Below are 26,439 nucleotides of genomic sequence, written 5' to 3'. Positions count from 1 at the left end.
AATTGTGTCGCTTGCTCGCCTCGTCTAAAATTTGAGCAAGTGATTTTTTTATTTTCTTTTTGCATGATTACTACCTAACTTTGGTTTATAAATCAAATCTTTACTTTCGATAAGATCTAGAATCCAACTGATTCCCTGTTCTACTGTCTCAAGAAATGCGCCCAAGTCTTCACTGTCCAAGTTCTCGTAGTTCATACAAAGATATTCAGCTAGTTCTCTGTCTTTCTCAACTAGCTTTTTAAAATCCTTGAAATACTTAGGAATTTCTAACCCCTTGGCATTTGTAACTGTCTTAAATTCATTTTCCATTTTCTATACTCCTATGCTTTAAAAATTAGTTCTTTAATTTCTGAATATCTCATATTCAAGTTGATCATCGCTATTGCCATATCTTCCAAACGTTGATAGTTTGTCAACTCTACACTTGTCAAGCCATCAATGCCGTTCTTACTCTCTCGCTCCTTCATGAGTTGCGTTTTATTCTTCCCTGTCACTCCTTTTAGTAATAAGTTTGTCAGGGTACTATAGGCATGTTTGGGAGCTTTATCCCATGTTTGAATAGCTTCAGTTAAACTTTTACGCTTTGGTTTCTCCAGTTCTCTCTGTAGTTGTCGCTTGGAAAGTTCGTCACGCATTTCAAAGAATGCTTTGACTAAGTTAGTTTTGAAGTTTGCCACTTGCTCACTATTCTTTAAGAATGTAACTAGCAAGGTAGCTTGTTGCTCATTCAAAATATAATCCTTAGAAATCTGACCACTATTCATAGCTTGGATTTTAAATCCAACCTTTCCGAATTGCTCAAACCTAGCTTGATGTTTACGGATTGTTTTAGTAATTGTGTGATGTTGCAAGTTTGTAAATTCTGCAACAATACTACTTAGTGTATATGGCTCTTTCTTTCCGTCTATATATACTAGTTCCATAAGTTTCCTTTCTTCTTGTTGCTCGTGCTTGCCACCTAAAACAGTACCAAGGTAAAGCACTTAGTAGGGAAAGTCGGAGAAAATGCACCCCTACAAACCCTTGATACTGCCATAGGTAGCAAGCAGAATGTTTCTATATCTTATCTAATATGTTCTAACTCCTTTCTAGTAATCCTTGGCAAGCCATTCCATTACGCTAGCATAAATTCTTTTAGGAGCTTTATAATTACCTTTCAGAATTTTAGGAACTGTTTTAGGTGCAACACCAATTTCAAAAGCTAACTCATAATTTTTTAATTGTAGATCGGCTTTTTTTCTTCGTAACGCTTTTGCTTGAGATTGTGTAATAATCATTTTTCTTTCTCCTTTCTAATTTTTATTCTCATTTTAAGAACAATTTTAGTATATACTCTTTTTTGAGAGTGTTAAGTGCTTTTATTCTTTTTTTGAGAATTTTTATAGAAAAAAATTCTTTGCTATGATATAATCAACTTAAAATAATTAAAGTAGGTTATACATTGTGAAAATAAAACTCAAAGAATTAAGAGAAAAAGAAAATTTATCTCTGAATAAACTTAGAAAAATTTTAAAAGAAAAATACGATGTTACCGTTTCTGATAGTCAATTAATGTATTATGAAAACGGAACTCGAAAACCAAGAAACAATAAAGTATGGGAGAGTTTAGCAGATTACTTTGGGGTTAGTGTTGCAACTCTTTTAGGTCATGATGAAATATCTCCTGAAGAAATGACTACTAAATTACAAGATTTTTTTGAAAATCTTGATATGAACGAATTAAATAATATTAAACCTGATTATGATTTACTAAAAAAAGTTCAATCAGCATATGAAAATGTAGAAGAACATATAAACAATCCAAAAAAATACGAGAATTTTGGCAAAGGCTTAGCAGATTTCAATCAAAGCTACATGCTAACTATCGAAAAGTTAATAGTTAATGATATAGAGATGGGAACAAATTTTGCAGATATTTTAATCAACTATATTTCTTTAAATGACTATGATAAAAAAATAGCTTTTGATTTAGTTCAAAAACTATCTGAGAGAGACAACGAAAAAGAGTAACTTTCATGGGATTATTTGATTTTTTTAAACTTCCAGAAATAAAGACAATTCCAGATAATAGCGCTGAGTTTGAACTTTTAACAGTTTTAATGTTAAACGTTAACGCTCACAAAGAATCTATAAATAACACTCTAGATCCTAAGAAATTTACAGATAAACTTCAGTTGATTAACCACACAATGAAAGTAGCATATCCACTTGCGAGAATACTAACTAATAATCGTGATATAAACAATGTAACAATGCTTGAATTTTATTTGACCGAACAGGAAGAAATAAGTAAAGAAGAAGAGTCTTTCATAAAGCGTTATCATACAAACAACCCTACTTTAGAGGGGAAAGATTTCTGAATATCTACCATTCTTTAGACAAGAAACTTTAAAATTAGTTGAAGAACTTTATAAGGCATAAATAAGCCCTATTTTCACCCTTCTTCTAATCTTGGTATTATTTATCGTCTAACTAATCAAAATTGAATACAGGGCATTCTGTGACCGTATAGCATGATTTAAATTCAAAACCTTTTCTAATTGCTTGCCTGCTGATGGAAAGGAATATTATGCAAATAAAACAAATCACAAAAAAAGACGGTTCAATAGTATATCGTGCTAATGTCTATCTTGGTGTTGATAAAGTCACTGGAAAAGATGTAAAGACAAGCATAACAGGGAGAACAAAAAAAGAAGTTAAGCAAAAGACAAAAGAAGCTGAAATTGCTTTTTTACAAAATGGATCTACTAGATTTCAGGCTTCTAATATTACTACCTACAAGGAACTAGCTTCCTTATGGTGGGAAAGTTACAAGCATACAGTGAAACCTAACACACAATTAAACGTTAGAAGACTGTTAGACAATCATATCTTGCCCTTATTTGGCTCTTATAAGTTGGATAAACTAACTACTCCACTTATTCAAAGCATAGTCAATAAACTTGCTGACAAAACCAATAAAGAGGAAGAAGGCGCTTTTCTATACTACGATAGCTTACACGCTTTAAATAAGCGTATTTTACAGTATGGTGTAGTTATGCAAGCTATACGGTTTAATCCTGCTCGTGAGGTAATATTACCTCGCAACACACAAAAAGAAAAGCGAAAAAAAGTAAAGCATTTTGATAACCAGGAATTAAAAAAATTTCTTGATTATCTCGATAGTTTAAACTTGAATAAGTTTCGTTATTACTACGAGAATACACTTTATAAATTCTTACTTGCTACTGGTTGTCGTATCAATGAAGCTTTAGCTCTTTCCTGGTCTGATATTGACCTAGATAATGCAACTGTGAATATCACAAAAACACTAAATCATTTAGGTGAGATTAACAGTCCAAAGTCTGAGGCAAGCTATCGTACAATTGATATTGATGCACAAACTATAGAAGTCTTAAAAGTGTATCAAAAAAGGCAAAGACAAGAAGCATGGAAACTTGGTCGAACTGAAACTATTGTCTTCTCAGATTTTATACATAAATACCCAAACAATAAAACACTAGCAACTCGTTTAAATACACGTTTCAAACATGCTGGTGTACCTAATATTGGATTTCACGGCTTTAGGCACACACACGCTAGTTTATTGCTTAACTCTGGAATCCCCTACAAAGAACTTCAGCACCGTTTAGGTCATTCCACATTGGCTATGACCATGGACACTTACAGTCATCTCTCCAAAGAAAAAGCAAAAACAGCCGTCTCATTTTATGAGAAAGCTGTTAGTTCGTTATGAGTGATGACAAAAATGATGACAAACCCAGAAATCAACGTTTTAAGATAAAGCAAAAAGCCCACTGTTGTAGGCTTTCTGTAAGATATTTCTTAAAATTAAAGCATTTTGTTGTAGAATTCAACGACAAGTGCTTCGTTGATTTCTGGGTTGATTTCGTCGCGTTCTGGCAAGCGAGTCAATGAACCTTCCAATTTTTCAGCGTCGAATGATACGAACGCTGGACGTCCAAGAGTAGCTTCTACTGCTTCAAGGATTGCTGGAACTTTCAATGATTTTTCACGAACTGAGATCACTTGACCTGGAGTCACGCGGTATGATGGGATATCAACGCGTTTTCCGTCAACAAGAATGTGACCATGGTTTACGAATTGACGTGCTTGACGACGTGTAGTTGCAAGGCCAAGACGGTAAACAACGTTATCCAAACGACGTTCCAAAAGGAGCATGAAGTTGAAACCAAGGATTCCTTCTTTAATCTTAGTAGCTTGTACGAACAAGTTACGGAATTGTTTTTCACCTACACCGTAAGTGAAGCGAAGTTTTTGTTTTTCAGCCAATTGCAAACCGTATTCTGACAATTTAGAACGGTTGTTTGGTCCGTGTTGTCCTGGTACGTAGTTACGACGTGCCAATTCTTTACCTGTACCTGTAAGTGAAAGGCCAAGGCGACGAGCTTGTTTCCAAGATGGTCCTGTATAACGTGACATGTGTATGTCCTCCTGATATAAATAATATTTCGGTGGAAATAGTCACTTAGAAAGCCCTGATTCGTGCAGATGCCCTTCGCCTAAACAGCCAAGGTTACTTATCAGAAGACATCTGTTGACGAGCTTCATGCTTTCCTGCTGATATTTCACACAATGGATATTGTACCACGAATGGTTAGATTTGTAAAGGGGGTTTAAGCTTTATTTTCACTGCCAGAGAGATGGAGAACGAGAGTAAAGGTGCTTCCGAGGCCGTACTGGCTGCTGACTGTGATTTCTCCACCCAATTGATGGGCCAATTCACGCGCAATCGCAAGCCCTAAGCCATGACCACCTGTTTTCATGTTACGCGAAGTCTCTACACGATAAAGGCGTTTGAAAATATTCTCTAAATCCTCTGGGGCAATCCCCTGTCCCTCATCGGTCACACTGATTGAAAGCTGGTTATTTCCCAGCTTAGCCACCACTTCCAGCTTGGTTTCTGGAGCTGAGTATTTAAAAGCGTTATTGACCAGATTCACCAAGATACGAGAAAGTTTGGCATAATCTCCTTCAATCCGGGCAGACTCTGGGATTACCTGCAAATGAACATCTCGTTCCTCCTGCTCAATCAAGAACTGAAATTCACTCATGCACTCAATCAAGAGCTGGTCCAGAAAAATACTGTCTTTGCTGGTCGTTTCGACCTGATTTCTAGCTGTGTTTAGGGTCAAAAAATTCAACTCCTCAACCAGTTTATTGAGTCTTTCAGTCTGGCGTCCAATGGTTGCTAGATAATGGTCCTGTTCTCCTTCTTTGATAACCCCATCCAAAATCCCTTCTACCGTCGCTTGGATCGAAGTGATGGGGGTCTTGATATCATGCGATAGCTGGGCAATCATCAAGCCCTTTTCTCGCTCGCTTTCTTCCAAGGAATCAAAGGTCGCCTGCAAATCATGGGACATTTCATTGAAGGCTTGGCCTAATTGCTGAAATTCTACAGGCCCTTGAACCTCCAGATTTGATGGAAAGTCCTTGTCCGCTACCCGCTTGGCATGTTCCTTAAGTTTAGCCAATGATGTAAAGACTGGCGACAGAAGAAAGAGACTAATCCCAGCACCAACAAAACTAGCCACGAAAGTCATACCCACTAGGAAATAAATCTCTCTTTCTTCAATTAGCATTCGCTGGATGGCCCAAAAAACCACGATAATCGTTAGGAGTGTTGAAATGATATACCCCACTAAAATATAACTTTTTAATTTCATTGATTACCTCGTGCTTTCTCAATTTTGTAGCCCAAACCCCAGACAGTTTTTATAGTAGGCGTTTCTGCGCTAGCATGTTTAGCCAACTCCTGTCGAAGAGCATGAATATGAACATTCAAGGTATTAGTATCATCCACATAGGCCTCTTGCCAGACCTTTTCATAGAGGTCTGTCTTAGAAAAAACGCGCTCTGGATTGCTAGCTAGAAGCCATAGAAGTTCGAAGGATTTGACTGTCAAATCAAGCGCCACATCTCCGACTTGGACCTCATGACTACCGTGATTCATCCGTAAATCCCCGAGACTGACGACTTCTGTCTCACCTCCACGATGAAGGCGACGCAAGATATTGTGGACACGCAAAACCAGTTCACGAGGGCTAAAGGGCTTGGCAATAAAGTCATCTGCCCCTAAGCTCAGGCCATAAATCTTGTCCTGCTCGCTAGTCTTAGCCGTGATAAAGAGAAAAGGCTGATCTGGAGATTGATACTGAACCTCACTAATCAAATCATAACCATCCATCCGAGGCATCATGATATCTGTAATAATCAAATCAATTGGTTTTCTCTTGAAGATTTCTAAGGCCTCTACTCCATCATGGGCCACCAAAACCTGATATCCTGCCTGAACCAGATAACGTTGATGAATATCTGTGATTTCTACCTCGTCGTCAACGAGTAAAATTGTCTTTCCCATCTGTCTCTCCTTTGAAAAAAACAGTGCTATACCACAATAGTATAACACTATTTTAATCTCTTTACGAACATTCTAAACGATATCTAGATTTTTCATATCCTAGATAGAAAGTCTGTAGCTAGACTAGTCATTTTCTTCTTTTTTAGCTTTCAAACCGAGTCCACCTAGCAGGCCGGCCAAAGCTAATCCAAAGAATCCAAGAGTAGCCATTGATGTTTGGGATTCACCAGTATATGGAAGCATGTCTTTTTGGTCTTTCATTTGATTAGCCATCATTGAACTTGATACCTTGTTATTAGATGCCATTTTGCTTGAGGCTGCTGAAGCTTGATCTTGTTTCATGCTTGGCGTTGCCATAGGCTGGCTAGCATTCATGGTTTTGTCCTGCTCTTTTTTAGGCATCATCTTATCCTGGCTAGCAGCTGGCATTTGAGATTTCATCGGATTGAGAGACTTATACCCATTCAAATTAACAGTCAAATCCTTAGTCGCTACAAGGTTGCTCAAGTCTGCCTTGCCGTCCTTCGCACCATAAACCTTGATAGTTGCCTTGTAGCTGTGAGTTCCATTTTGTTTCAAGAGATCAAGTAAGTCTTTATCAGATTTACCTTGAGTTCCTGCCAAATCTACTTCATAGAAGTAAAGACCTTTGCCCAATTTCTCTACTGGTGGGAGAGCTGGATTTTTAGCCGAACCATTGTCTGACCATGGAGCCTTGTCTGAGGCTTTCAAGATAAGGCGTGTCAACATACCGTCACCGGCGAAGAATTCATATGGAATGACTTGGTTAACACCGGCTGTGAATGGACCTGGGAAATTAGCTTTGTCCAAGTATGTAGCTGGAACATCTACTGTGTCTTTGGTATTGTCAGCCACGCCCTTTTGCACTTCAGCTGGAGTAGTCAAGCCATTCAAGTTCACTGTCAATTCTTTAGTTGCTACGAGGTTGCTCAAATCAGCTTTGCCATCTTTGGCACCGTACACCTTGATGGTTGCCTTGTAGCTTTTCGTACCATTTTGTTTCAAAAGGTCAAGCAGCTCTTTATCTGATTTACCTTGAGTACCTGCCAAGTCCACTTCGTAGAAGTAAAGACCTTTGCCCAATTTCTCTACTGGTGGGAGAGCTGGATTTTTAGCTGAACCGTTGTCTGACCATGGGGCCTTGTCTGAGGCTTTCAAGATAAGGCGAGTCAACATACCGTCACCAGCGAAGAATTCATATGGGATAACTTGGTTAACACCGGCTGTGAATGGACCTGGGAAGTTGGCTTTATCCAAGTAAGTAGCTGGAACATCTACTGTGTCTTTAGTATTGTCAGCCACGCCTTTTTGTACTTCAGCTGGAGTGGTCAAGCCGTTCAAGTTGACATCCAAATCCTTAGTCGCTACTAGGTTGCTCAAATCTGCTTTGCCATCTTTTGCACCATACACTTTAATAGTAGCTTTATAGCTTTGCGTACCGTTTTGTTTCAAGAGGTCTAGAAGCTCTTTGTCTGATTTGCCTTGAGTACCTGCCAAGTCTACTTCATAGAAGTAAAGGCCTTTGCCCAATTTCTCTACTGGTGGAAGGGCCGGATTTTTGGCTGAGCCATTGTCTGACCATGGGGCCTTGTCAGAAGCTTTCAAGATAAGGCGAGTCAACATACCGTCACCAGCGAAGAATTCGTATGGAATGACTTGGTTGACTCCGGCTGTGAATGGGCCAGGGAAGTTTGCCTTGTCCAAGTAAGTAGCTGGGACATCTACTGTGTCTTTGGTGTTATCAGCCACACCTTTTTGCACTTCAGCAGGAGTGGTCAAGCCGTTCAAGTTGACATCCAAATCCTTAGTCGCTACGAGGTTGCTCAAATCTGCTTTGCCATCTTTCGCACCATACACTTTAATAGTAGCTTTATAGCTTTGAGTGCCGTTTTGTTTTAACAAGTCAAGAAGGTCTTTATCCGATTTTCCTTGAGTACCTGCCAAATCCACTTCATAGAAGTAGAGGCCTTTGCCCAATTTTTCTACTGGTGGGAGAGCGGGATTTTTAGCTGAACCGTTGTCTGACCATGGGGCCTTGTCTGAGGCTTTCAAGATAAGGCGTGTTAACATACCATCACCAGCGAAGAATTCATATGGAATGACTTGGTTGACTCCGGCTGTGAATGGGCCAGGGAAGTTAGCCTTGTCCAAGTATGTAGCTGGGACATCTACTGTGTCTTTAGTGTTGTCGGCTACACCTTTTTGCACTTCGGCTGGAGTGGTTACTGGTTGATCTTCACTTGCTTCACGGTCTTGTCCAGTAACTGCAGGCGCAGGATTTGTCGCAGGTTTAACCACATCTTCTGTTTCTTTCTTAGATTCAGGTTTTGCTTGCACTTCTTCTTTTGGCGCTACCACTTGGTCTTTAGCAGCTACATCCGCTTTTTCTGGAGAGCTTGTAGTATCCAAGCTTGCTTTAGATGTTGAGTCTGCCTGTTCTAAAGGAAGAGTAGTATCCACTGCTTCTTTTAGTAGCTCTACTGGTAAATCGCTCTTTGCACTCACCGAATCTGCATCTGGCACGACTTGAGCAGGGGTCGGATTGACCACATCGGCACGTGCCGAACTTGGTTGACTGACGAGAACAAAGAAGCCACTGGCCACAACAACTGAGGCAACACCGACACTGAGACGACGAATAGACCAACGAGTATATCTTTGATTTGGATTGAATTTCATAGGATTCTCCTTAGAGTTTTTCTTTATTTGATGACTCTAGTATAATCTCCTAAAATTAAAAAGGATTAAGAAAAAGTTAAAATTTTTCTTAAATCCCTCTTATAAAATACTTATATTGACTCAATAGTCGTTGAAAAAAGAATAGTCACTCCTCTTCTACTCACTGAGGCTTGCTAGGGTATCCAAATATTGGTTATTGATCACTGCCATGATATAGGAGTCAGCTTTCAATAGATCATTCGGTCCAAATTGAACATCCAAGGGAGCATTTTCGTAGTCACGAAAACCGAGGATATTGAGATTGTACCGTCCTCTAAGATTTAATTGGCTAAGGCTCTTTCCTACCCAAGATGCAGGAATTTTCATCTCGACAATGGAGACGTTCTTGTCTAACTGAAAGACATCTACACTATTATTAAAGAGAATTGTCTGTGCCAACGAACGACCCATTTCAAACTCTGGTGAAATGACTGAATCTGCACCGATTTTTTCAAGGACTTTTTTTGCTGTATGGCTTTTAACCTTAGCAATAACAGTCGGTACACCCAGACTCTTGCAATGCATGACTGCAAGAACACTAGACTCTAGATTTTCACCAGTTGCGACGACTACGGTATCGCAGGTATCAATTCCAGCTGATAGCAAGAGCTCTTCATCGGTGATATCTCCAACAACACCACGCACCAAGACTGGTTCAAATTGATTGATTCGTTCCTCATGGTTATCAATAGCGATAATATTTATATCATGCTTGGCGAGAGCAGCCAGAACACTACTCCCAAAAATACCCAAGCCTAAAATTCCGATTGTCCGATCTGACATAGTTTATCCTTTCTTATCCTATGGTAATATCCGCTTTCATATAGTGGATCATATCTTTCTTATCTGGTCGATACTCAGCCAAACTAACTAATAGCGTCAGAGGTCCGATTCGCCCAATAAACATCAGTAGCATAATGACACTAAGCGCTAGCTTACCTAACTCTGGTGTCAAATTAGCAGTTACTCCAACCGTGGCAAGCGCTGAAATAGTTTCAAACATAATGTAGATAAAGCGCTGATTTCCTTCTGCTGTTATTCCTAGTAAAATCAAGCCAACCAGAAAAGTCAATAAGAAAACAATAAACACACTGAATGATTTTTGGACTGTCCGAGGTTCAATCGTTCTCCGAGCTATATTTGCATGAGGTAACCCTAAAAGTTCACTGCGTGCGAATACCAACAAGACAAAGAAGGTTGTGATTTTTAGTCCCCCTGCTGTACCGCCAGGTGCCCCACCCAGAAACATCTGCAAAATATAGATCATCAAGGTAACAGGCCTAGTCTGAGTAAAATCAATAGAAGCAAATCCTGCCGTCCGCATGCTGACAGTTTGGAAGAAACTAACCAGCAATTTATCTGGGAAGCTGAGATTGCCAATCGTTCCCGAATTGTTCCACTCTATCAAGAGGGTTGAAACTGTTCCAGCAAATAAAATCCCCGCTGTTAAGAAGAGGACTAGCTTAGTATGGAAACGAAGACGACGCTTTTTCTTCTTTCCTAACTGGGTAGCTAGATCAAACCAGACCATGAAACCTAGGCCACCTGTAATAATCAATCCTGCAATCACTAAATTAATCAAAGGATCAGTTTGAAAAGCTACTAAACTTGTACTTCCAAAATTATCAAATCCAGCATTACAGAAAGCTGAAATAGCTACGAAAATGGAAGTAAAAATTCCCCGTCCCCAACCAAACTCGGGGACAAAACGAAAACTTAGCAGAAAGGCTCCGAAGCCTTCTACTAGAAAAGTCGTCACGAAGATGGAACGTAGAAAATCCCTCAGAGACTGGGTTTCTTCGAAGCTAAAGCTCTCCAAAATCGTTTCTCGACCTCGAAGACTGAGTTTTTGCTTGCCCTGGATATAGAAAATTCCGATAAAAGTCATGAGACCCAAACCACCAATCTGAATCAAGAACATACAGATCAGCTGCCCCCAGACATTGTAGGTCGAAGCGACAGGTAAGGTAAAAAGTCCTGTCACACAGACCATGGATACTGCTGTAAAGAGATGGTCGAAATAGGTCGCTTGGGAGCTTGTTGCTTGCACAAATGGCAGACTCAAAAGGAGAGAGCCTGCGAAAATAACTAAAGCAAAACTTAAAAAAATTCGACGAGCAGGTGATAAACGCCCCAAGGTCGTGTTTATTTTTTCCGAAAATGATTTGAATAACATAGCTACATTGTACCACAAAATCAGTTAAAGCTGTCACATATGACTAACGATTTCAAGACAGAGTTCCAAGGCCTTGTCAAAAGCTTCCGAACCCCAATCGCGGCTATCATAATTTTCTAAATCGGCTAAAGAATCTGCGGTAAAGAGCAACTCTCCCCAGACAACCCCACGTAGCTGGGCTACTGCCGCAAGAGCGGAGCACTCCATCTCCACAACTGCACAGCCTTCTTCCTTACGATAGGCAACTTTTTCAGCTGTTTCTCGGTAAAAACCGTCTGTCGACCAAGTCATAACCTCTTCATAAGGAATGCCTAGTTGTTCCAAGACTTGCTCGATAGCAGAAATCGCTTGAACATGCACATCCATATAACGAGAAGGGGGTGCATAATGGTAACTAGCTCCTTCATCACGCAGGGCACGAACCGGAACCAGAAAGGCATTTTCTTCTATACTAGTTAGTACTCCACAAGTACCAGTGGAAATGATTTTCTCCACACCGTAACCAATCAACCAATCCATAAACTGGGCTGCAGGGGCAGAACCAACAGGAGCCTGGGCCAGACAAACTTCCTCACCCTTGTAACTCATGACATAAACAGGATAGGTTTTAGTGGCAGACACAAACTCCCCAACGCACTCTGCTCCCGCTTCCTGAGCATAGCGGTCAATCTCCTCCTCCAAAAACGCATAGATGCACTTCTTTGGCAACTGTAAATCTAAGCCTTCATGGTTAGGCATGATAACTGCTTGAGGATTGTCATCAAACTCTAAAATAGGAATAGCGTGTTTCTGAATCATAGAATACCTCCTCTAAATTTTTACTATTGTATCAAAAATAGAAAGAAAGTCAAGGTCGAGTCACAATTCAGAAAAATTGAATTTAAATAGGAAACAACAATTAAATGCTTTTTTCGTCATAATAAAATTGCTATAGCTTAGGAAATAGTTTATAATAGATTGAATTTTTAAAAAAAGTGGAGGTTCTTATGAAATTCTATTCCTATGACTATGTGCTCAGTCAGATTAGTCAACAGAATTGGGTCATGATTATTGTATCAGCTTTACTGCTTATCGTGACTGGATTTTTTGCATTTAAGGCTTTTCAAGATAAGAGAGGAAGTAAGTTCCGTGAATTATCGATTATTTCTATTTTGACCTTAATCGCATTCGTTTTGATAAGCATTACGAATCTTCAAAGCAGTCAATCCAACGATAATCAATTTCGTAGTTCCTTACACTTCATCGAGATTGTATCAAAAGAGTTAGGTATTGATAAAAAAGATGTTTATGTCAATACTTCGGCTATAACTGATGGAGCGATTATTAAGGTTGGCGACAATTTTTATCGTGCGATTAGCGGGACTGACCAAGATAGCTATTTATTAGAAAAAATGGAACTGTATAAATCAGACGTTGAACTCGTGGAGGTTGAAAAATGATAAGCTTTTTTGCTACAATTGCGATTAAATTGGCCTTGGGGCTTCTGTCTCTTGTTTTTGTTATCAATGTAACAGGTAAAGGAAATCTAGCACCAAGTTCTGCAGTAGACCAAATACAGAACTTTGTTCTCGGGGGTATTATCGGCGGGATCATCTACAATAGTTCAATCACCATCATCCAATACATTGTTATCCTCATTATTTGGACTATTCTCATTTTGCTCCTCAAATGGCTGAATACTAATGTTTCCTTCATTAAACATCTGATTGACGGAAAACCTACGATTATCATTAAAAATGGAAAATTAGATCCAGAAGCCTGTCGTTCAAAAGGTCTTGCAGCTGCAGATGTAGCTCTTAAATTGCGCGCCCAAGGAATTTTCCAATTGAAGGATGTCAAGAGAGCTGTGATTGAGCAAAACGGACAGCTAATTGTTGTAAGAATGGGTGACGAGAATCCTAAGTACCCAGTCATCACAGATGGTGTCGTCCAAGTTGAAATTCTAGAAACCATTGGTAAAACTGAAGAGTGGTTAACAGAAAAATTGAAAGAAGAAGGTTTCGAAGAAGTATCAAATATCTTTATCGCTGAATATGATAAAGGTCAATTGAATATTGTAACCTATTAAAAAATAAACTGATGCTTTTCGTATCAGTTTTTTGCTTTTTAGCATAAAAGGGTATATACTTAAATTAATATCTGATGTAATTTAGATAATACAAAAAATTAACGGAGGTATCCCCCATGTCAATCGAAGAAAAATTCAACCAAGCTAAAGGTTCTGTTAAAGAAGGTTTTGGTAAACTAACTGGCGATACAAAAACTCAAGCAGAAGGAGCTGCAGAAAAAGTAGCTTCAAAAGCTAAAGAAGTTGCTGAAGATGCAAAAGAAGCTGTCGAAGGCGCAGTATCTGGTGTAAAAAACATCTTTAAAAAAGACGAAGAATAATTCTTTTTCGTTCTAATAACATAAGAAAATCTCCCTTCTCTTTCGAGAAAGGAGATTTTCTTTTATGGTCGTCCACCAGGACCTCCATTTCCTTGAGGGCCACCGCCAGGTGCTCCTCCGCCGCCAGGCATCGAATTTACAATCTCAGTTTGTTTTTCACCGTTGATGTAGATATCACCACCTGTGTAGGTCGCTGTTCCATCAAAGTCAAAACCAGTTTGACCAGTCATTTTGATGGTTCCTCCCGTAACAGTAATGTTACCATTTGAGTCAATTGGATCCGTGTCCCCTTGACCAACTTCAACGGTCAAATTCCCACCATTCATAGTAAAGAAGATTTCACTTTGTTGGGCGTTTTTGTTGGCCGCATTGACACCATCATCTGTTGAGTATATGGTGATGTCTCCACCGTTGATAGTGATTGACTTACCTTCAAGACCTTCTGTAGAATTCTTAACAGTATAGGTTCCGCTATCAATCACCAAATCACCTGATGCGTGGATACCATCGTCCCCTGCAGTAACAGTGATGCTATTATCAGAGAGATACATGGTTCCTACAGATGTGTCCTCATCATTGTCAACCTTAACTCCGTCTTCCTTGGCATCGATAGTCATGGTTGTGCCGGTAATGTTGAGTTCATCATTGACGTTAAAAGCATCTCCTACTGCTGTGATGTTGTAGGTTCCACCTGTGATGTGAAGTGTGTCGTTGGCCTTGATAGCATTGTTTTTCTTGCCATCTACATTGAGAGTTCCTTTACCATTGATGGTCAAGTCCACTTTAGAGAAGAGGGCTGCATCCGCTTTTTCATCACTATTAGAAGCAGAATCTGAGAGGCTATTGGTTGTTCCATCTGCTAGAGTTAGGTAAACATGACCAGCCGATGTTGCAGAAATAGCTGCATTGGTATTGATCATGGTAGCGCCCTTTAGAACAATATGTACATCATCAGTCTTTTCGGCCTCAATCTTGATTTGAACACCGTCAGATTGACCAGAGATCACATAGGTACCTGACTTAGAGATTGTAACAGTCGAACCTGATACGGCAACTCCGTCACCTGATACCATCGCTGTTGACCCAGACAAGGTTACAGTTGCTGCTGTTTTTTCATCATAAGAAGTATCATAGTCCTTATCTGTAAAGTAACTAGATGTTTTCTTATTGGTAGTTACTGTTGTCGTTGCAGTACTATTGCTAGCTGTTGTATTTGAAGTTGACTGGGTACAAGCTGTTACTAGTGCTAGAGTTGCTATACTCGTTAATAAGAATGTCCATTTTTTTGCTTTCATGCTCGTTTCCTCGACTTTCATTTTACATACTCTTAGTCTACGTGACTTTCCTAAAACAAGCCTAAACTTTTTCTGAAAATTTTCTTAAGTTTAGTTTCAATTAAGTTAAATTTAACAAAAGTTTTAGATAAACTCTTTAAAATCCTATCCAAACAAGTTCATCCTTGTTTAAAAATAGTATAAGCTAAGATTAGAGGAGAAGGAATTATGAAACCAATCGAAACAACTTTTAAGCGGATTGAAACCAAATATATTATCTCCAAAGATAAACTAGACAAACTGACTCAAGATTTAAAGGAATATTTGGTAGAAGATGACTATCCAATTTCAACCATTTCAAATATCTACTTTGATACGGAAGACTTTGATATTCTCCAAGATGAGCATCTTGGCGACAAACTAAAAGAAAAGGTGCGGATGCGGACCTATCTCAGCCAACCCAAAGCAGATAGTCAAGTATTTTTAGAAATCAAAACCAAGGATCAAGAAGGAGTTGGTCGAAAATTTAGACTACTCTCAACTCCTATTTCTATCCTTAACTTTATGACCAAAGGGCACTTGGATGCTAGTATTACTGATACAGTCGTCATTGAAAAAGTGAAAAAGCTTCACCAAGATTACAAGCAGGCTATCAAGCCTCGTATGTACATCTACTACGATCGTTATTCATTAAAAGAAAAAAAATACATCAAGGGCTACGACTATAATAAAATTCGTATCACCATTGACCAAAATCTAATCTATAGAGATGAAAATGTCAGTCTCTTCGCAGGAAATCAAGGGGCTCCTCTATTAGATGACAATACTGTGATTATGGAGATTAAAGCTCCTGGAAACAAACCTCAGTGGTTACAAGACATTCTAGACAAGTATGGTTTGATGGAGCACAAATTTTCAAAATACAGTTGTGCTTACCACAAATCTCAAGGGCTTCCTTATGCACCACGTCCCAGTATAGAAAGCGCAGGTATCGCTTATGCTTAATCTATTTAATTCCATTTTCAAGAACGCCACTGCAAGTGCAGATCCCTTCCAACTACTGCTGGCACTTCTAGTCAGTCTAGTTCTCGGTTTGGCACTTACTTGGACCTACAAATATCGGACCCTCTACACCAGAGAATTTGCTATCAGCTTGACTCTGCTTCCCTGCCTTATGACCTTGGTTATTTTTCTGGTCAATGGGAGCTTGGGTACGTCAATTGCTGTAGCCGGAACCTTTAGTTTGATTCGTTTCCGTTCTGCAACGAGTGGTTCAAGAGAACTGATTGCGATTTTCCTAGCCATGATTATCGGTTTGGCTTGTGGAACAGGCTATCTCTTCCTGGCCATTCTCTTCACACTCTTTATCTTGGGCGTTTGGTTCCTTTTGGAGAATCAACAAGTTAAATCTGACAATCAACGCCGTAGACTTTTGACAATCACGGTAACTAATCAAGAGAAGATTCAAGATGCTATCCAATCTGCTCTTGACCAATTCTGCTCAGAAGTTGACATGATTACGATCAATAGCACAAATGCAGGGGACAACCTTAGCATTGTCTATGAAGTCGAGCTAAAAACAGAGGTCGATGATTTCCAAGTGACTAGCTATCTTACACAAAATATTGATCAATGCGATGTGGCATTGACTAAAAAAGCTAAAAAGAGAAAAAATCTCTAAAGACGAAAAACGAGGCTGGGATAAAAATTCCGACCTCGTTTTTTGCTAGCAATAAGTTTTTGACACTGAGACTGATTAGGCTTTCCAATTCCAAAGAGTTCTTTTGAAAAAGACTTCATCTTCTCTATCTCAACCTTTAATTTCCTTTAACTGGAATTTCTTTGATAACTCGTGCTGGGTTGCCTGCCAGAACGACATTATCGCCAAAAGATTTAGTAATGACAGCTCCTGCTCCTGCAACAACGTTATCACCTAGTGTAACACCTGGAAGGACAATAACCCCACCACCTGCCCAGAAGTTCTTGCCAATTGTAATTGGTTTTCCAAATTCTAAACCTGAATTTCGTTCATCTGGATCCAGCGGATGAAGAGGTGTTAAAAACTGACAATTAGGACCAATCATGGCATTATCACCAATGGTAATAGGACAAACATCCAACATGGTTAAATTCCAATTGGAATAAAAATTTTCTCCCAGATGAATATTGACCCCGTAATCTACCATCAAGCGAGTGTTGATGTAGAGATTTTCACCAGTAGAACCAAACCATCCTTTGATGATTTCCATACCTTTTACTGGGTCGACCTCTTCATTAAAGGAGGCTTGCTTTTGTCGTGCTGTTTGTGCTAGAGCACGAAGTTCTGGGTCGAATGGGTGATAGGGTTCTCCCGCGATCATTTTTTGATATTCTGTTTTCATGTTATTTCTTTCTTGCTTGTTTTAGATGATTGTAGCATAGTTTTGAATCTAGAGCAAATTATAGTGAAATGAAATAAAATCAGAACAAATTTACTAGAGCAGTTAAGTCAATTTCTAGCATTTTTTAGAATTCACAGTGTACTGTTTTGTATTTGATCTACTATAAAACACAAGTCTAACCTTAAATAAAAAAAGCGAGCAAAGCTAGTTTTCTGACAATCAGAATTCTGCCTTGTTCGCTTTTTTATCTAGTGGATCCTTCTTAAGAATCTATCGTTAATGATTAATCTTTTCATTTTAGAGCTTAAGTTATACCTATTTATTCACTTACTTCAACAGTTTCAACGACTTCTTCTACAGTCGTATCTACTGAAACTTCTTCTTGAGAAGATGCTAGGTAAGACTCTTCGTTGACTGCTTGTGGTTCAAGGTTACGGTAACGTGCCATACCTGTACCAGCTGGGATAATCTTACCGATGATAACATTTTCCTTAAGACCAAGGAGATGGTCTTTCTTACCACGGATAGCTGCGTCTGTAAGGACACGAGTTGTTTCCTGGAAGGAAGCTGCTGACAAGAAACTATTTGTTTCAAGTGAGGCTTTGGTGATTCCCATAAGGACTGGACGACCAGTCGCTGGCACTCCACCTGCGATAAGAACATCCTTGTTAGCATCTGTAAAGTCGTTGATGTCCATAAGTGTTCCCATGAGAAGATCTGTGTCTCCTGGATCCATAACTCGAACTTTACGGATCATTTGACGAACCATTACCTCGATGTGTTTGTCACCGATTTCTACCCCTTGGCTACGGTAAACTTTTTGTACTTCACCGAGGAGGTAAGTTTCAACTGACAAGACATCACGTACAGCAAGGAGACGTTTTGGTTGGATTGAACCTTCTGTCAATGCTGCACCACGAGAGACTTGGTCCCCAACTTCAACACGCATACGAGCTGTAAATGGTACCACGTATTCGCCTTCTCCAGTTTCACCCTTAACGAAGACTTTCTTAGTACGAGTTGAAGCATCTTCTTCAATAGCAGTAACTTGTCCTTTGACCTCTGTGATAACCGCTTCCCCTTTAGGATTGCGGGCTTCAAAGATTTCTTGGACACGAGGAAGACCCTGAGTGATATCGGTATTTGAGGCAACCCCACCCGTGTGGAAGGTACGCATTGTAAGCTGTGTACCAGGTTCCCCGATAGATTGAGCAGCAATTGTACCAACTGCTTCACCAACTTCAACCGCATCACCAGTCGCCAAGTTGATACCATAACAATGACGGCAGACACCATGACGAGTGTTACATGTAAATACAGAGCGGATAGTCACTTCTTCAACACCAGCATTGACGATTTCACGCGCCTTGTCTTCTGTGATCAATTCATTTGGACCAATGATAACTGCACCAGTTTCTGGGTGTTTAACCGTTTTCTTAGTGTAACGACCATTGAGACGTTCTTCAAGAGACTCAATCATCTCTTTACCTTCAGTAATAGAACGAATCAAGAGACCACGGTCAGTTCCACAGTCATCCTCACGAATGATAACGTCTTGGGCAACGTCAACCAAACGACGAGTCAAGTAACCTGAGTCGGCTGTCTTAAGGGCCGTATCGGTCATACCTTTACGAGCACCGTGTGTTGAGAAGAACATTTCGAGTACTGACAAACCTTCGCGGAAGTTTGAAAGGATTGGCAATTCCATGATACGTCCGTTCGGAGCAGCCATCAGACCACGCATACCGGCAAGCTGTGAGAAGTTTGAGATGTTACCACGGGCTCCAGAGTCCATCATCATAACGATTGGGTTCTTAGGATCTTGGTTGGCAACCAAACGTTTCTCGAGTTTTTCACGAGCCGCACGCCATTCAGCTGTAACAGCATTGTAGCGTTCGTCATCTGTGATCATACCACGACGGAATTGTTTTGTGATTTGTTCTACACGTTTGTGTGATTCTTCGATGATTTCAGCCTTGTCTTCAACGACTGGAATGTCGGCAATACCCACTGTCAATCCTGCAAGAGTTGAGTGGTGGTAACCGAGATTCTTCATACGGTCAAGTAGGGCAGATGTTTCTGTCGTACGGAAACGTTTGAAGATTTCAGCGATGATATTTCCAAGGTTTTTCTTCTTGAATGGAGGGTTAAGCTCAAGTTTGCTGATAGCTTCCTTGATATCTCCACCTAGTGGCAAGAAGTATTTAGCTGGAACGCCTTCTGTCAAGTTGGCATTATTTGGTTCTTGCAAGTAGGGTAGACCTTCTGGCATGATATCGTTGAAGAGGATCTTACCAACAGTTGTAAGCAAGATTTTGTGTTTTTGCTCTTCTGTCCATGGTTTGTTAAGACTGTCTGTTGCGATACCAACACGTGAGTGGAGGTGAACATAGCCATTGCGGTAAGCCATAACAGCTTCGTCACGGTCTTTGAAGACCATTCCTTCACCTTCACGACCAGCTTCTTCCATGGTCAAGTAGTAGTTACCCAAAACCATGTCCTGAGATGGAGTAACAACTGGTTTACCATCTTTAGGGTTCAAGATATGCTCAGCAGCCAACATCAAGATACGAGCTTCTGCTTGGGCTTCTTCTGAAAGTGGTACGTGGATGGCCATTTGGTCCCCGTCGAAGTCGGCATTGTAGGCTTCACAGACAAGTGGGTGCAAGCGAAGGGCTTTACCGTCAATCAAGACAGGTTCAAAGGCTTGGATACCCAAACGGTGAAGTGTCGGTGCGCGGTTCAAAAGCACTGGGTGTTCTTTGATCACTTCTTCAAGGATATCCCAGATGCGTTCGTCTCCACGTTCTACCAAGCGTTTAGCCGCTTTAACGTTTTGCACGATATCACGCGCTACGATTTCACGCATAACGAATGGTTTAAAGAGCTCGATAGCCATTTCACGTGGCACACCACATTGATACATCTTAAGAGTTGGACCAACGGCGATAACGGAACGTCCTGAGAAGTCAACACGTTTACCGAGCAAGTTTTGACGGAAGCGTCCTTGTTTACCTTTAAGCATGTGGCTCAATGATTTGAGTGGACGGCTACCTGGTCCTGTAATTGGACGACCACGACGACCATTGTCAATCAAAGCGTCAACCGCTTCTTGAAGCATACGCTTCTCATTTTGAACGATGATACCAGGTGCATTCAACTCAAGCAAACGAGCTAGACGGTTGTTACGGTTGATAACACGACGGTAAAGGTCGTTCAAGTCAGATGAGGCAAAACGGCCACCATCCAACTGCAACATTGGACGAAGATCTGGTGGAATAACCGGAAGGATGTTAAGAATCATCCATTCAGGTTTATTTCCAGACTTGTAAAAGGCATCCAAAACATCCAAACGACGGATGGCTTTGATACGTTTTTGTCCAGTTGCTGTCTTCAATTCTTCTTTAAGTTCAGCAATTTCTTTTTCAAGATCTACTTGTTTCAAGAGGTCTTGGATAGCTTCGGCACCCATTTTAGCAACGAATGATCCGTAGCCATATTCACGCAAGCGCTCACGGTATTCACGCTCTGTCATGATAGATTTGTGCTCAAGTGGTGTATCCTTCGGATCGATCACCACGTAAGCAGCAAAGTAAATTACTTCCTCGAGGGCACGAGGACTCATATCAAGGGTCAAGCCCATACGGCTTGGAATTCCCTTGAAATACCAGATATGAGATACAGGAGCTTTCAACTCGATGTGTCCCATACGTTCACGACGAACTTTTGTACGCGTTACTTCAACACCACAACGGTCACAAACAATCCCTCTGTAACGAATGCGTTTGTACTTACCACAAGCACATTCCCAGTCTTTTGTAGGACCAAAGATGACTTCGTCAAATAGTCCTTCACGTTCTGGTTTCAACGTACGGTAATTGATTGTTTCAGGTTTTTTGACTTCTCCATAAGACCATGAACGGACTTTACTTGGAGAAGCTAGTGTGATTTGCATACTTTTAAAACGATTTACGTCAACCACTATTTCTTCCCTTTCTATTCTAAGTGAGCTACTTATTCTTGTTCAGTAGCTTCTTCTGTTGCTTCCGCTTTTGCACCTTCTTCAGCTTCAAAAGCAGCTTTTGCTTCTTCAGCAGCTTTTTTACGTGCTTTTTCAAGGTCATCTACGTGGATGACATCTTCGTCCATTCCTTCATCAAGGTCACGAAGTTCCACTTCTTGATCATCTTCGTCAAGGACACGCATGTCAAGACCAAGAGATTGCAATTCTTTTACAAGAACTCGGAAGGATTCTGGAACACCTGGTTTTGGAATTGGTTTTCCTTTTGTAATAGCTTCATAAGCTTTCAAACGTCCGTTGATATCGTCAGACTTGTAAGTCAAGATTTCTTGAAGGACATTTGATGCACCATAGGCTTCAAGCGCCCAAACCTCCATCTCACCGAAACGTTGTCCACCAAACTGAGCTTTACCTCCGAGTGGTTGTTGCGTAACGGTTGAGTATGGTCCGACTGAACGAGCGTGCAATTTATCATCAACCATGTGGTGAAGTTTGATCATGTACATGACACCAACTGACACACGGTTATCAAATGGTTCACCAGTACGTCCATCGTAAAGGATAGTCTTAGCATCGCTATCCATACCTGCTTCCTTAACAGTTGACCAAAGATCTTCTGAACTTGCTCCGTCAAAGACTGGTGTTGCGATGTGGATACCAAGAGTACGAGCTGCCATACCAAGGTGAAGCTCCATTACCTGACCGATATTCATACGTGATGGCACCCCAAGTGGGTTCAACATGATATCAACTGGAGTTCCGTCTGGAAGGTAAGGCATGTCTTCTACAGGAACGATACGAGAGACAACCCCTTTGTTTCCGTGACGTCCGGCCATCTTGTCTCCGACCTTAATCTTACGTTTTTGAGCGATGTAAACACGAACCAGCATGTTAACACCTGATTGCAACTCATCACCGTTTGCACGTGTAAAGATCTTCACATCACGAACGACACCATCGGCACCGTGGGGTACGCGAAGAGAAGTGTCACGCACTTCACGAGATTTATCTCCAAAGATAGCGTGCAAGAGACGTTCTTCAGCTGAAAGGTCTTTTTCACCCTTAGGTGTTACTTTACCTACAAGGATATCCCCTTCTTTAACCTCAGCACCGATACGGATAATCCCCATTTCGTCAAGGTCTTTAAGGGCATCTTCACCAACGTTTGGAATTTCACGAGTAATTTCTTCAGGTCCAAGCTTTGTATCGCGAGTTTCTGATTCGTATTCTTCGAGGTGGACAGATGTGTAGACATCGTCTTTCACCAAGCGTTCGCTCATGATAACGGCATCCTCGAAGTTATAACCTTCCCATGTCATGTAGGCAACGATTGGGTTTTGTCCAAGCGCCATTTCTCCATTTTCCATAGAAGGTCCATCTGCGATAAAGTCGCCTTTTTCTACAACGTCACCAACTTTAACAAGCGTACGTTGGTTGTAGGCAGTACCTGAGTTTGAACGACGGAATTTTTGGATATGGTAAACATCCAATGAGCCATCTTCACGACGAACTTCTACCTTGTCAGCATCGGCATAAGTAACTTTACCATCATACTGAGCAATTACAGCCGCTCCAGAGTCATGGGCTGCTTGATATTCCATACCAGTACCAACGTAAGGTGCTTTTGGATCAATCAATGGTACAGCCTGACGTTGCATGTTGGCACCCATGAGGGCACGGTTGGAGTCATCGTTTTCCAAGAAAGGAATACATGCTGTCGCAACAGCAACTACCTGTTTAGGAGAAACGTCCATATAATCAACACTTGAAGCTGGGTATTCTTGGTTAACCCCTTGGTGACGTCCCATGACAACTTTTTCAGCAAAAGTGCCATCTGCGTTCAATTTAGAGTTAGCTTGTGCTACTGTGTACTCATCTTCTTCATCGGCTGTCAACCAAACGATTTCGTTAGTCACTTTTCCAGTTTCACGATCAACCTTACGATATGGTGTTTGAATGAAACCATACTTGTTGAGGTGCCCATATGAAGACAAGTTGTTGATCAAACCGATGTTTGGTCCCTCAGGTGTCTCGATTGGACACATACGACCATAGTGAGTGTAGTGCACGTCACGCACTTCATATCCAGCGCGGTCACGTGTCAAACCACCAGGTCCTAAGGCAGACAAACGACGTTTGTGTGACAACTCAGAAAGCGGGTTGTGTTGGTCCATGAACTGTGACAATTGAGAAGAACCAAAGAATTCTTTGATTGCTGCAGTTACTGGACGGATATTGATAATTTGTTGTGGTGTTAGTACTTCGTTATCTTGAACAGACATACGTTCACGAACGTTACGTTCCATACGTGAAAGTCCAAGACGCACTTGGTTGGCAAGCAATTCACCAACAGCACGAATACGACGATTTCCAAGGTGGTCGATATCATCCACACGACCAATACCTTCTGCTAAGTTGAGGAAGTAGCTCATCTCAGCCAAGATATCTGCTGGAGTGATTGTGCGAACTTTATCATCTGGATTTGCATTACCGATGATTGTTACAACACGGTCTGGATCAGTTGGTGCAACAACCTTGAATTTTTGAAGAACAACTGGCTCTGTTACTACAGCAGCATCATTTGGAATATAGACAATCTTGTTCAAATCACCATCCAAATGGCTTTCAATGCTTTCAATCACACTACGAGTCATGATTGTACCAGCTTCTACCAAGATTTCTCCAGTTTCAGGATCTACCAATGGCTCAGCAATAGTTTGGTTGAGCAAACGTGTTTTAACATTGAGTTTTTTATTGATCTTGTAACGACCAACTGCAGCCAAGTCATAACGACGTGGGTCAAAGAAACGAGCTACAAGTAAGCTACGTGAGCTTTCAGCAGTCTTAGGCTCACCTGGACGAAGGCGTTCGTAGATTTCCTTCAAAGCTTCGTCTGTACGAGAGTCCATTGGGTTCTTGTGAATATCTTTTTCAACAGTGTTACGAACAAGATCGCTGTCACCAAAGATATCAAAGATTTCATCATCGCCTGAGAAACCAAGCGCACGAACTAAGGTCGTAAATGGAATCTTACGAGTACGGTCGATACGAGTGTAGGCAATATCTTTTGAGTCGCTTTCAAGTTCCAACCAAGCTCCACGGTTAGGGATAACAGTTGAACCGTAGCCCACTTTACCATTTTTGTCTACCTTGTCATTAAAGTAAACACCTGGAGAACGCACCAACTGTGATACGATGATACGCTCACCACCGTTGATGATGAAAGTCCCCATCTCAGTCATGATTGGGAAATCACCAAAGAAAACTTCCTGTGTCTTGATTTCGCCAGTTTCTTTGTTAATCAAGCGGAAGGTTACAAAGATAGGTGCTGAGTAGCTGGCATCATGGATACGAGCTTCTTCAAGCGTATATTTAGGTTCTTTGATTTCGTAGCCAACAAATTCCAACTCCATTGTGTCTGTGAAGTTTGAAATCGGCAATACATCTTCAAATACTTCCTTCAGACCATGGTCTAGGAAATCTTTGAATGAATCAGTTTGAATTTCAATCAAATTTGGTAAGTCAAGAACTTCTTTGATTCTTGAAAAACTACGACGGGTACGATGTTTCCCGTATTGAACGTCATGTCCTGCCAAGATGATTCTCCTTTTTAAATAAAGTTCCAAGCTTAGTGATCTAAGCTAGTAATTATCGTTAGAGGGTTCTAAAAACCCTATCAACTTATCCCCCTCGACCAATTTTCAGAATCTTTAAATCTTTGTTACAAAGGTCGAAAAACCTGAAAAAAAGCACAAAAAGAGCAGCTAAATCTGACTTTTGTAAGAAGATTTAACTGCTGTGAGCCTTGTCCGGACAATATTTCAGACAAAACCTACGACAAATGATTATTTATATTATACCTGATTTTCTTTGATTTTTCAAGGGTTTTGAGAGATTTTTCTCTTTCTCTAAACAGTTATTTTCCTGTATCATTCTCTGAAAATCCAAGTCAACATACAGGAAAACGCTTGCCTTAACTATTTCCTCATGCTATACTGTTATTGAAATTAATAGACAGGAGACATTTTATGAAAACAGCTAAAACCACTGTTACAGTCGTTTCTGCACTTGCATCTGTCATCTTATTGACCAGCTGCGCTACAAAATCCACAGAAACACAAACATCCGCTAATAACTCATCTGACAATCAGATTACAATGACTTATGACCAGTTACGGTCTAGAGAAAATACCATGTCAACTCTCTGGTATCAAAAAGCAGCTGAAACAAAAGCTTTGTATCTACAAGGCTATAATGTTGCTACAGATCGTCTAAAGGAATTACTGAAAACAGAATCAGACAAGCCTTATTCGATTGTTTTGGACTTGGATGAAACAGTCTTAGACAACAGTCCTTACCAAGTTCAAAATGTCAAAGATGGAACAGCATTCACACCTGAAAATTGGGATGTTTGGGTCCAAAAAGCTGCAGCTAAAGCCGTCCCAGGTGCTAAAGATTTTCTTCAGTTTGCCGATCAAAATGGTGTCCAAATCTACTATATTTCTGACCGCTCAGTTGACCAAGTAGATGCTACCATTAAAAATCTAGAAAACGAAGGTATCCCTGTACAGAGACGTGACCATCTCATGTTCCTAGAGAGTGGTGTAAAATCTAAAGAAGGTCGTCGCCAAGCTGTTCAAGAAAAAACAAATCTTGTGTTACTATTTGGTGATAACCTTGTAGACTTTGCAGATTTTTCTAAAACTTCTGAAGCTGATCGTGACAAACAACTTGAAGAATTGCAAAAAGAATTTGGTGAAAAATTCATCATCTTCCCAAATCCAATGTATGGATCATGGGAAACGGCAGTTTACGGTGGTAACAAACTAGATGCCAAGGGACAAGTAGACGAACGCGAAAAAGCCTTACAAGGCTTTGACAAATAAAGTAAGCTTGAAACTGAATAAATTTATAAGCACATAAATAGGGACAATGGCTCTTTAACTTACGGCTCTATAATATTTGTAGTGGGTAAATCCCCTATAGATATTATGGAGCCTATTTTGTTGTAGAAAAAAAGTTCCATAAGATCTATAATGAAAAGCGACCAAACTCTCATTAGAAAGAATCATATG

At 40.4% G+C, this 26,439-nt stretch carries 23 protein-coding genes; 9 read left to right on the top strand and 14 right to left on the bottom strand.

From position 1 onward, the window contains the following. Positions 1 to 48 precede the first annotated feature (48 nt). From QM406_RS08860 to QM406_RS08850, 3 genes are all read right to left on the bottom strand, one after another. Positions 49 to 309, bottom strand: a complete 261-nt coding sequence (locus QM406_RS08860) for a hypothetical protein (RefSeq protein WP_414274016.1) — start codon at positions 307 to 309, stop codon at positions 49 to 51. Between the two features lie 11 nt (positions 310 to 320). After that, a complete protein-coding gene (locus QM406_RS08855; RefSeq protein ID WP_414274015.1) occupies positions 321 to 923 on the bottom strand; it encodes a Rha family transcriptional regulator in 603 nt (200 codons plus the stop codon). A gap of 165 nt (positions 924 to 1,088) precedes the next feature. Further along, the gene (locus QM406_RS08850) at positions 1,089 to 1,277 is read right to left on the bottom strand and encodes a DNA-binding protein (protein ID WP_414274014.1); all 189 of its coding nucleotides are present in this window, start codon (positions 1,275 to 1,277) and stop codon (positions 1,089 to 1,091) included. 166 nt (positions 1,278 to 1,443) lie between these two features. Here QM406_RS08850 and QM406_RS08845 point away from each other — a divergent pair, with 166 nt between their 5' ends. The 3 genes from QM406_RS08845 to QM406_RS08835 all read left to right on the top strand — a co-directional run bounded on the left by QM406_RS08845 (position 1,444) and on the right by QM406_RS08835 (position 3,736). After that, a complete protein-coding gene (locus QM406_RS08845) occupies positions 1,444 to 2,010 on the top strand; it encodes a helix-turn-helix domain-containing protein (RefSeq protein WP_414274013.1) in 567 nt (188 codons plus the stop codon). Positions 2,011 to 2,015: 5 nt separating this feature from the next. After that, the gene (locus QM406_RS08840) at positions 2,016 to 2,360 is read left to right on the top strand and encodes a hypothetical protein (RefSeq protein ID WP_414274012.1); all 345 of its coding nucleotides are present in this window, start codon (positions 2,016 to 2,018) and stop codon (positions 2,358 to 2,360) included. A gap of 209 nt (positions 2,361 to 2,569) precedes the next feature. Further along, positions 2,570 to 3,736 (top strand): tyrosine-type recombinase/integrase, encoded by a 1,167-nt coding sequence (locus QM406_RS08835; protein WP_414274011.1) that lies wholly within the window; start codon positions 2,570 to 2,572, stop codon positions 3,734 to 3,736. Between the two features lie 95 nt (positions 3,737 to 3,831). On the opposite strand, the gene rpsD is transcribed toward QM406_RS08835, so the two are convergent. The 7 genes from rpsD to QM406_RS08800 form a co-directional block, all read right to left on the bottom strand. After that, positions 3,832 to 4,443 (bottom strand): 30S ribosomal protein S4, encoded by a 612-nt coding sequence (gene rpsD, locus QM406_RS08830; protein WP_008810013.1) that lies wholly within the window; start codon positions 4,441 to 4,443, stop codon positions 3,832 to 3,834. Between the two features lie 194 nt (positions 4,444 to 4,637). Then, a complete protein-coding gene (locus tag QM406_RS08825; protein WP_075232390.1) occupies positions 4,638 to 5,690 on the bottom strand; it encodes a sensor histidine kinase in 1,053 nt (350 codons plus the stop codon). Next, positions 5,687 to 6,385, bottom strand: a complete 699-nt coding sequence (locus QM406_RS08820; protein ID WP_075232389.1) for a response regulator transcription factor — start codon at positions 6,383 to 6,385, stop codon at positions 5,687 to 5,689. The genes QM406_RS08825 and QM406_RS08820 overlap by 4 nt, the downstream gene beginning before the upstream one ends. Positions 6,386 to 6,508: 123 nt before the next feature. Beyond that, positions 6,509 to 9,085 carry an SSURE domain-containing protein gene (locus QM406_RS08815; RefSeq protein ID WP_414274010.1) on the bottom strand — a complete coding sequence of 859 codons (2,577 nt, stop codon included), beginning with the start codon at positions 9,083 to 9,085 and terminating at the stop codon, positions 6,509 to 6,511. A 156-nt stretch (positions 9,086 to 9,241) separates the two neighbouring features. After that, positions 9,242 to 9,907 carry a potassium channel family protein gene (locus tag QM406_RS08810; RefSeq protein ID WP_414274009.1) on the bottom strand — a complete coding sequence of 222 codons (666 nt, stop codon included), beginning with the start codon at positions 9,905 to 9,907 and terminating at the stop codon, positions 9,242 to 9,244. A gap of 13 nt (positions 9,908 to 9,920) precedes the next feature. After that, positions 9,921 to 11,300: a TrkH family potassium uptake protein gene (locus QM406_RS08805; RefSeq protein WP_075232387.1), complete on the bottom strand. Its 1,380-nt coding sequence runs from the start codon at positions 11,298 to 11,300 to the stop codon at positions 9,921 to 9,923. Between the two features lie 33 nt (positions 11,301 to 11,333). Then, positions 11,334 to 12,098, bottom strand: a complete 765-nt coding sequence (locus tag QM406_RS08800) for a nucleoside phosphorylase (RefSeq protein ID WP_075232386.1) — start codon at positions 12,096 to 12,098, stop codon at positions 11,334 to 11,336. Positions 12,099 to 12,286: 188 nt separating this feature from the next. Here QM406_RS08800 and QM406_RS08795 point away from each other — a divergent pair, with 188 nt between their 5' ends. The 3 genes from QM406_RS08795 to QM406_RS08785 all read left to right on the top strand — a co-directional run bounded on the left by QM406_RS08795 (position 12,287) and on the right by QM406_RS08785 (position 13,688). Further along, positions 12,287 to 12,739 (top strand): DUF3290 family protein, encoded by a 453-nt coding sequence (locus tag QM406_RS08795; protein ID WP_075232385.1) that lies wholly within the window; start codon positions 12,287 to 12,289, stop codon positions 12,737 to 12,739. Then, complete coding sequence (locus QM406_RS08790; RefSeq protein WP_075232384.1) at positions 12,736 to 13,368, top strand: DUF421 domain-containing protein; 633 nt, start codon at positions 12,736 to 12,738, stop codon at positions 13,366 to 13,368. Before QM406_RS08795 ends, QM406_RS08790 begins: the two co-directional genes overlap by 4 nt. A gap of 116 nt (positions 13,369 to 13,484) precedes the next feature. Next, positions 13,485 to 13,688, top strand: a complete 204-nt coding sequence (locus tag QM406_RS08785; RefSeq protein ID WP_075227765.1) for a CsbD family protein — start codon at positions 13,485 to 13,487, stop codon at positions 13,686 to 13,688. Positions 13,689 to 13,750: 62 nt separating this feature from the next. Here QM406_RS08785 and QM406_RS08780 read toward each other — a convergent pair whose 3' ends face one another. Further along, on the bottom strand, positions 13,751 to 14,983 hold the full coding sequence (locus QM406_RS08780; protein ID WP_414274008.1) for a carbohydrate-binding domain-containing protein: 1,233 nt from the start codon (positions 14,981 to 14,983) through the stop codon (positions 13,751 to 13,753). 207 nt (positions 14,984 to 15,190) lie between these two features. On the opposite strand from QM406_RS08780, the gene QM406_RS08775 reads away from it, so the two are divergent. Both QM406_RS08775 and QM406_RS08770 read left to right on the top strand, forming a co-directional pair. Then, a complete protein-coding gene (locus tag QM406_RS08775; RefSeq protein WP_414274007.1) occupies positions 15,191 to 15,967 on the top strand; it encodes a polyphosphate polymerase domain-containing protein in 777 nt (258 codons plus the stop codon). Next, positions 15,960 to 16,643, top strand: coding sequence for a DUF4956 domain-containing protein (locus QM406_RS08770; RefSeq protein ID WP_075230261.1), 684 nt, complete (start codon positions 15,960 to 15,962; stop codon positions 16,641 to 16,643). The genes QM406_RS08775 and QM406_RS08770 overlap by 8 nt, the downstream gene beginning before the upstream one ends. Positions 16,644 to 16,779: 136 nt before the next feature. On the opposite strand, the gene QM406_RS08765 is transcribed toward QM406_RS08770, so the two are convergent. The 3 genes from QM406_RS08765 to QM406_RS08755 all read right to left on the bottom strand — a co-directional run bounded on the left by QM406_RS08765 (position 16,780) and on the right by QM406_RS08755 (position 24,960). Next, positions 16,780 to 17,343: a sugar O-acetyltransferase gene (locus QM406_RS08765; protein WP_414274006.1), complete on the bottom strand. Its 564-nt coding sequence runs from the start codon at positions 17,341 to 17,343 to the stop codon at positions 16,780 to 16,782. Between the two features lie 319 nt (positions 17,344 to 17,662). Next, a complete protein-coding gene (rpoC, locus tag QM406_RS08760) occupies positions 17,663 to 21,325 on the bottom strand; it encodes a DNA-directed RNA polymerase subunit beta' (RefSeq protein WP_414274005.1) in 3,663 nt (1,220 codons plus the stop codon). A gap of 32 nt (positions 21,326 to 21,357) precedes the next feature. Then, a complete protein-coding gene (locus QM406_RS08755) occupies positions 21,358 to 24,960 on the bottom strand; it encodes a DNA-directed RNA polymerase subunit beta (protein ID WP_414274004.1) in 3,603 nt (1,200 codons plus the stop codon). Positions 24,961 to 25,392: 432 nt separating this feature from the next. Between QM406_RS08755 and QM406_RS08750 the strand changes: the two genes are divergently transcribed. Further along, positions 25,393 to 26,250 carry a 5'-nucleotidase, lipoprotein e(P4) family gene (locus tag QM406_RS08750; RefSeq protein ID WP_414274003.1) on the top strand — a complete coding sequence of 286 codons (858 nt, stop codon included), beginning with the start codon at positions 25,393 to 25,395 and terminating at the stop codon, positions 26,248 to 26,250. Positions 26,251 to 26,439 lie beyond the last annotated feature (189 nt).

Origin of the sequence: Streptococcus infantis (assembly GCF_047465035.1) — a bacterium.
GTDB classification, from domain to species: domain Bacteria; phylum Bacillota; class Bacilli; order Lactobacillales; family Streptococcaceae; genus Streptococcus; species Streptococcus infantis_T.
Note: the sequence above shows the minus strand (reverse complement) of the source record. Positions and strands in the feature narration are given on the sequence as shown.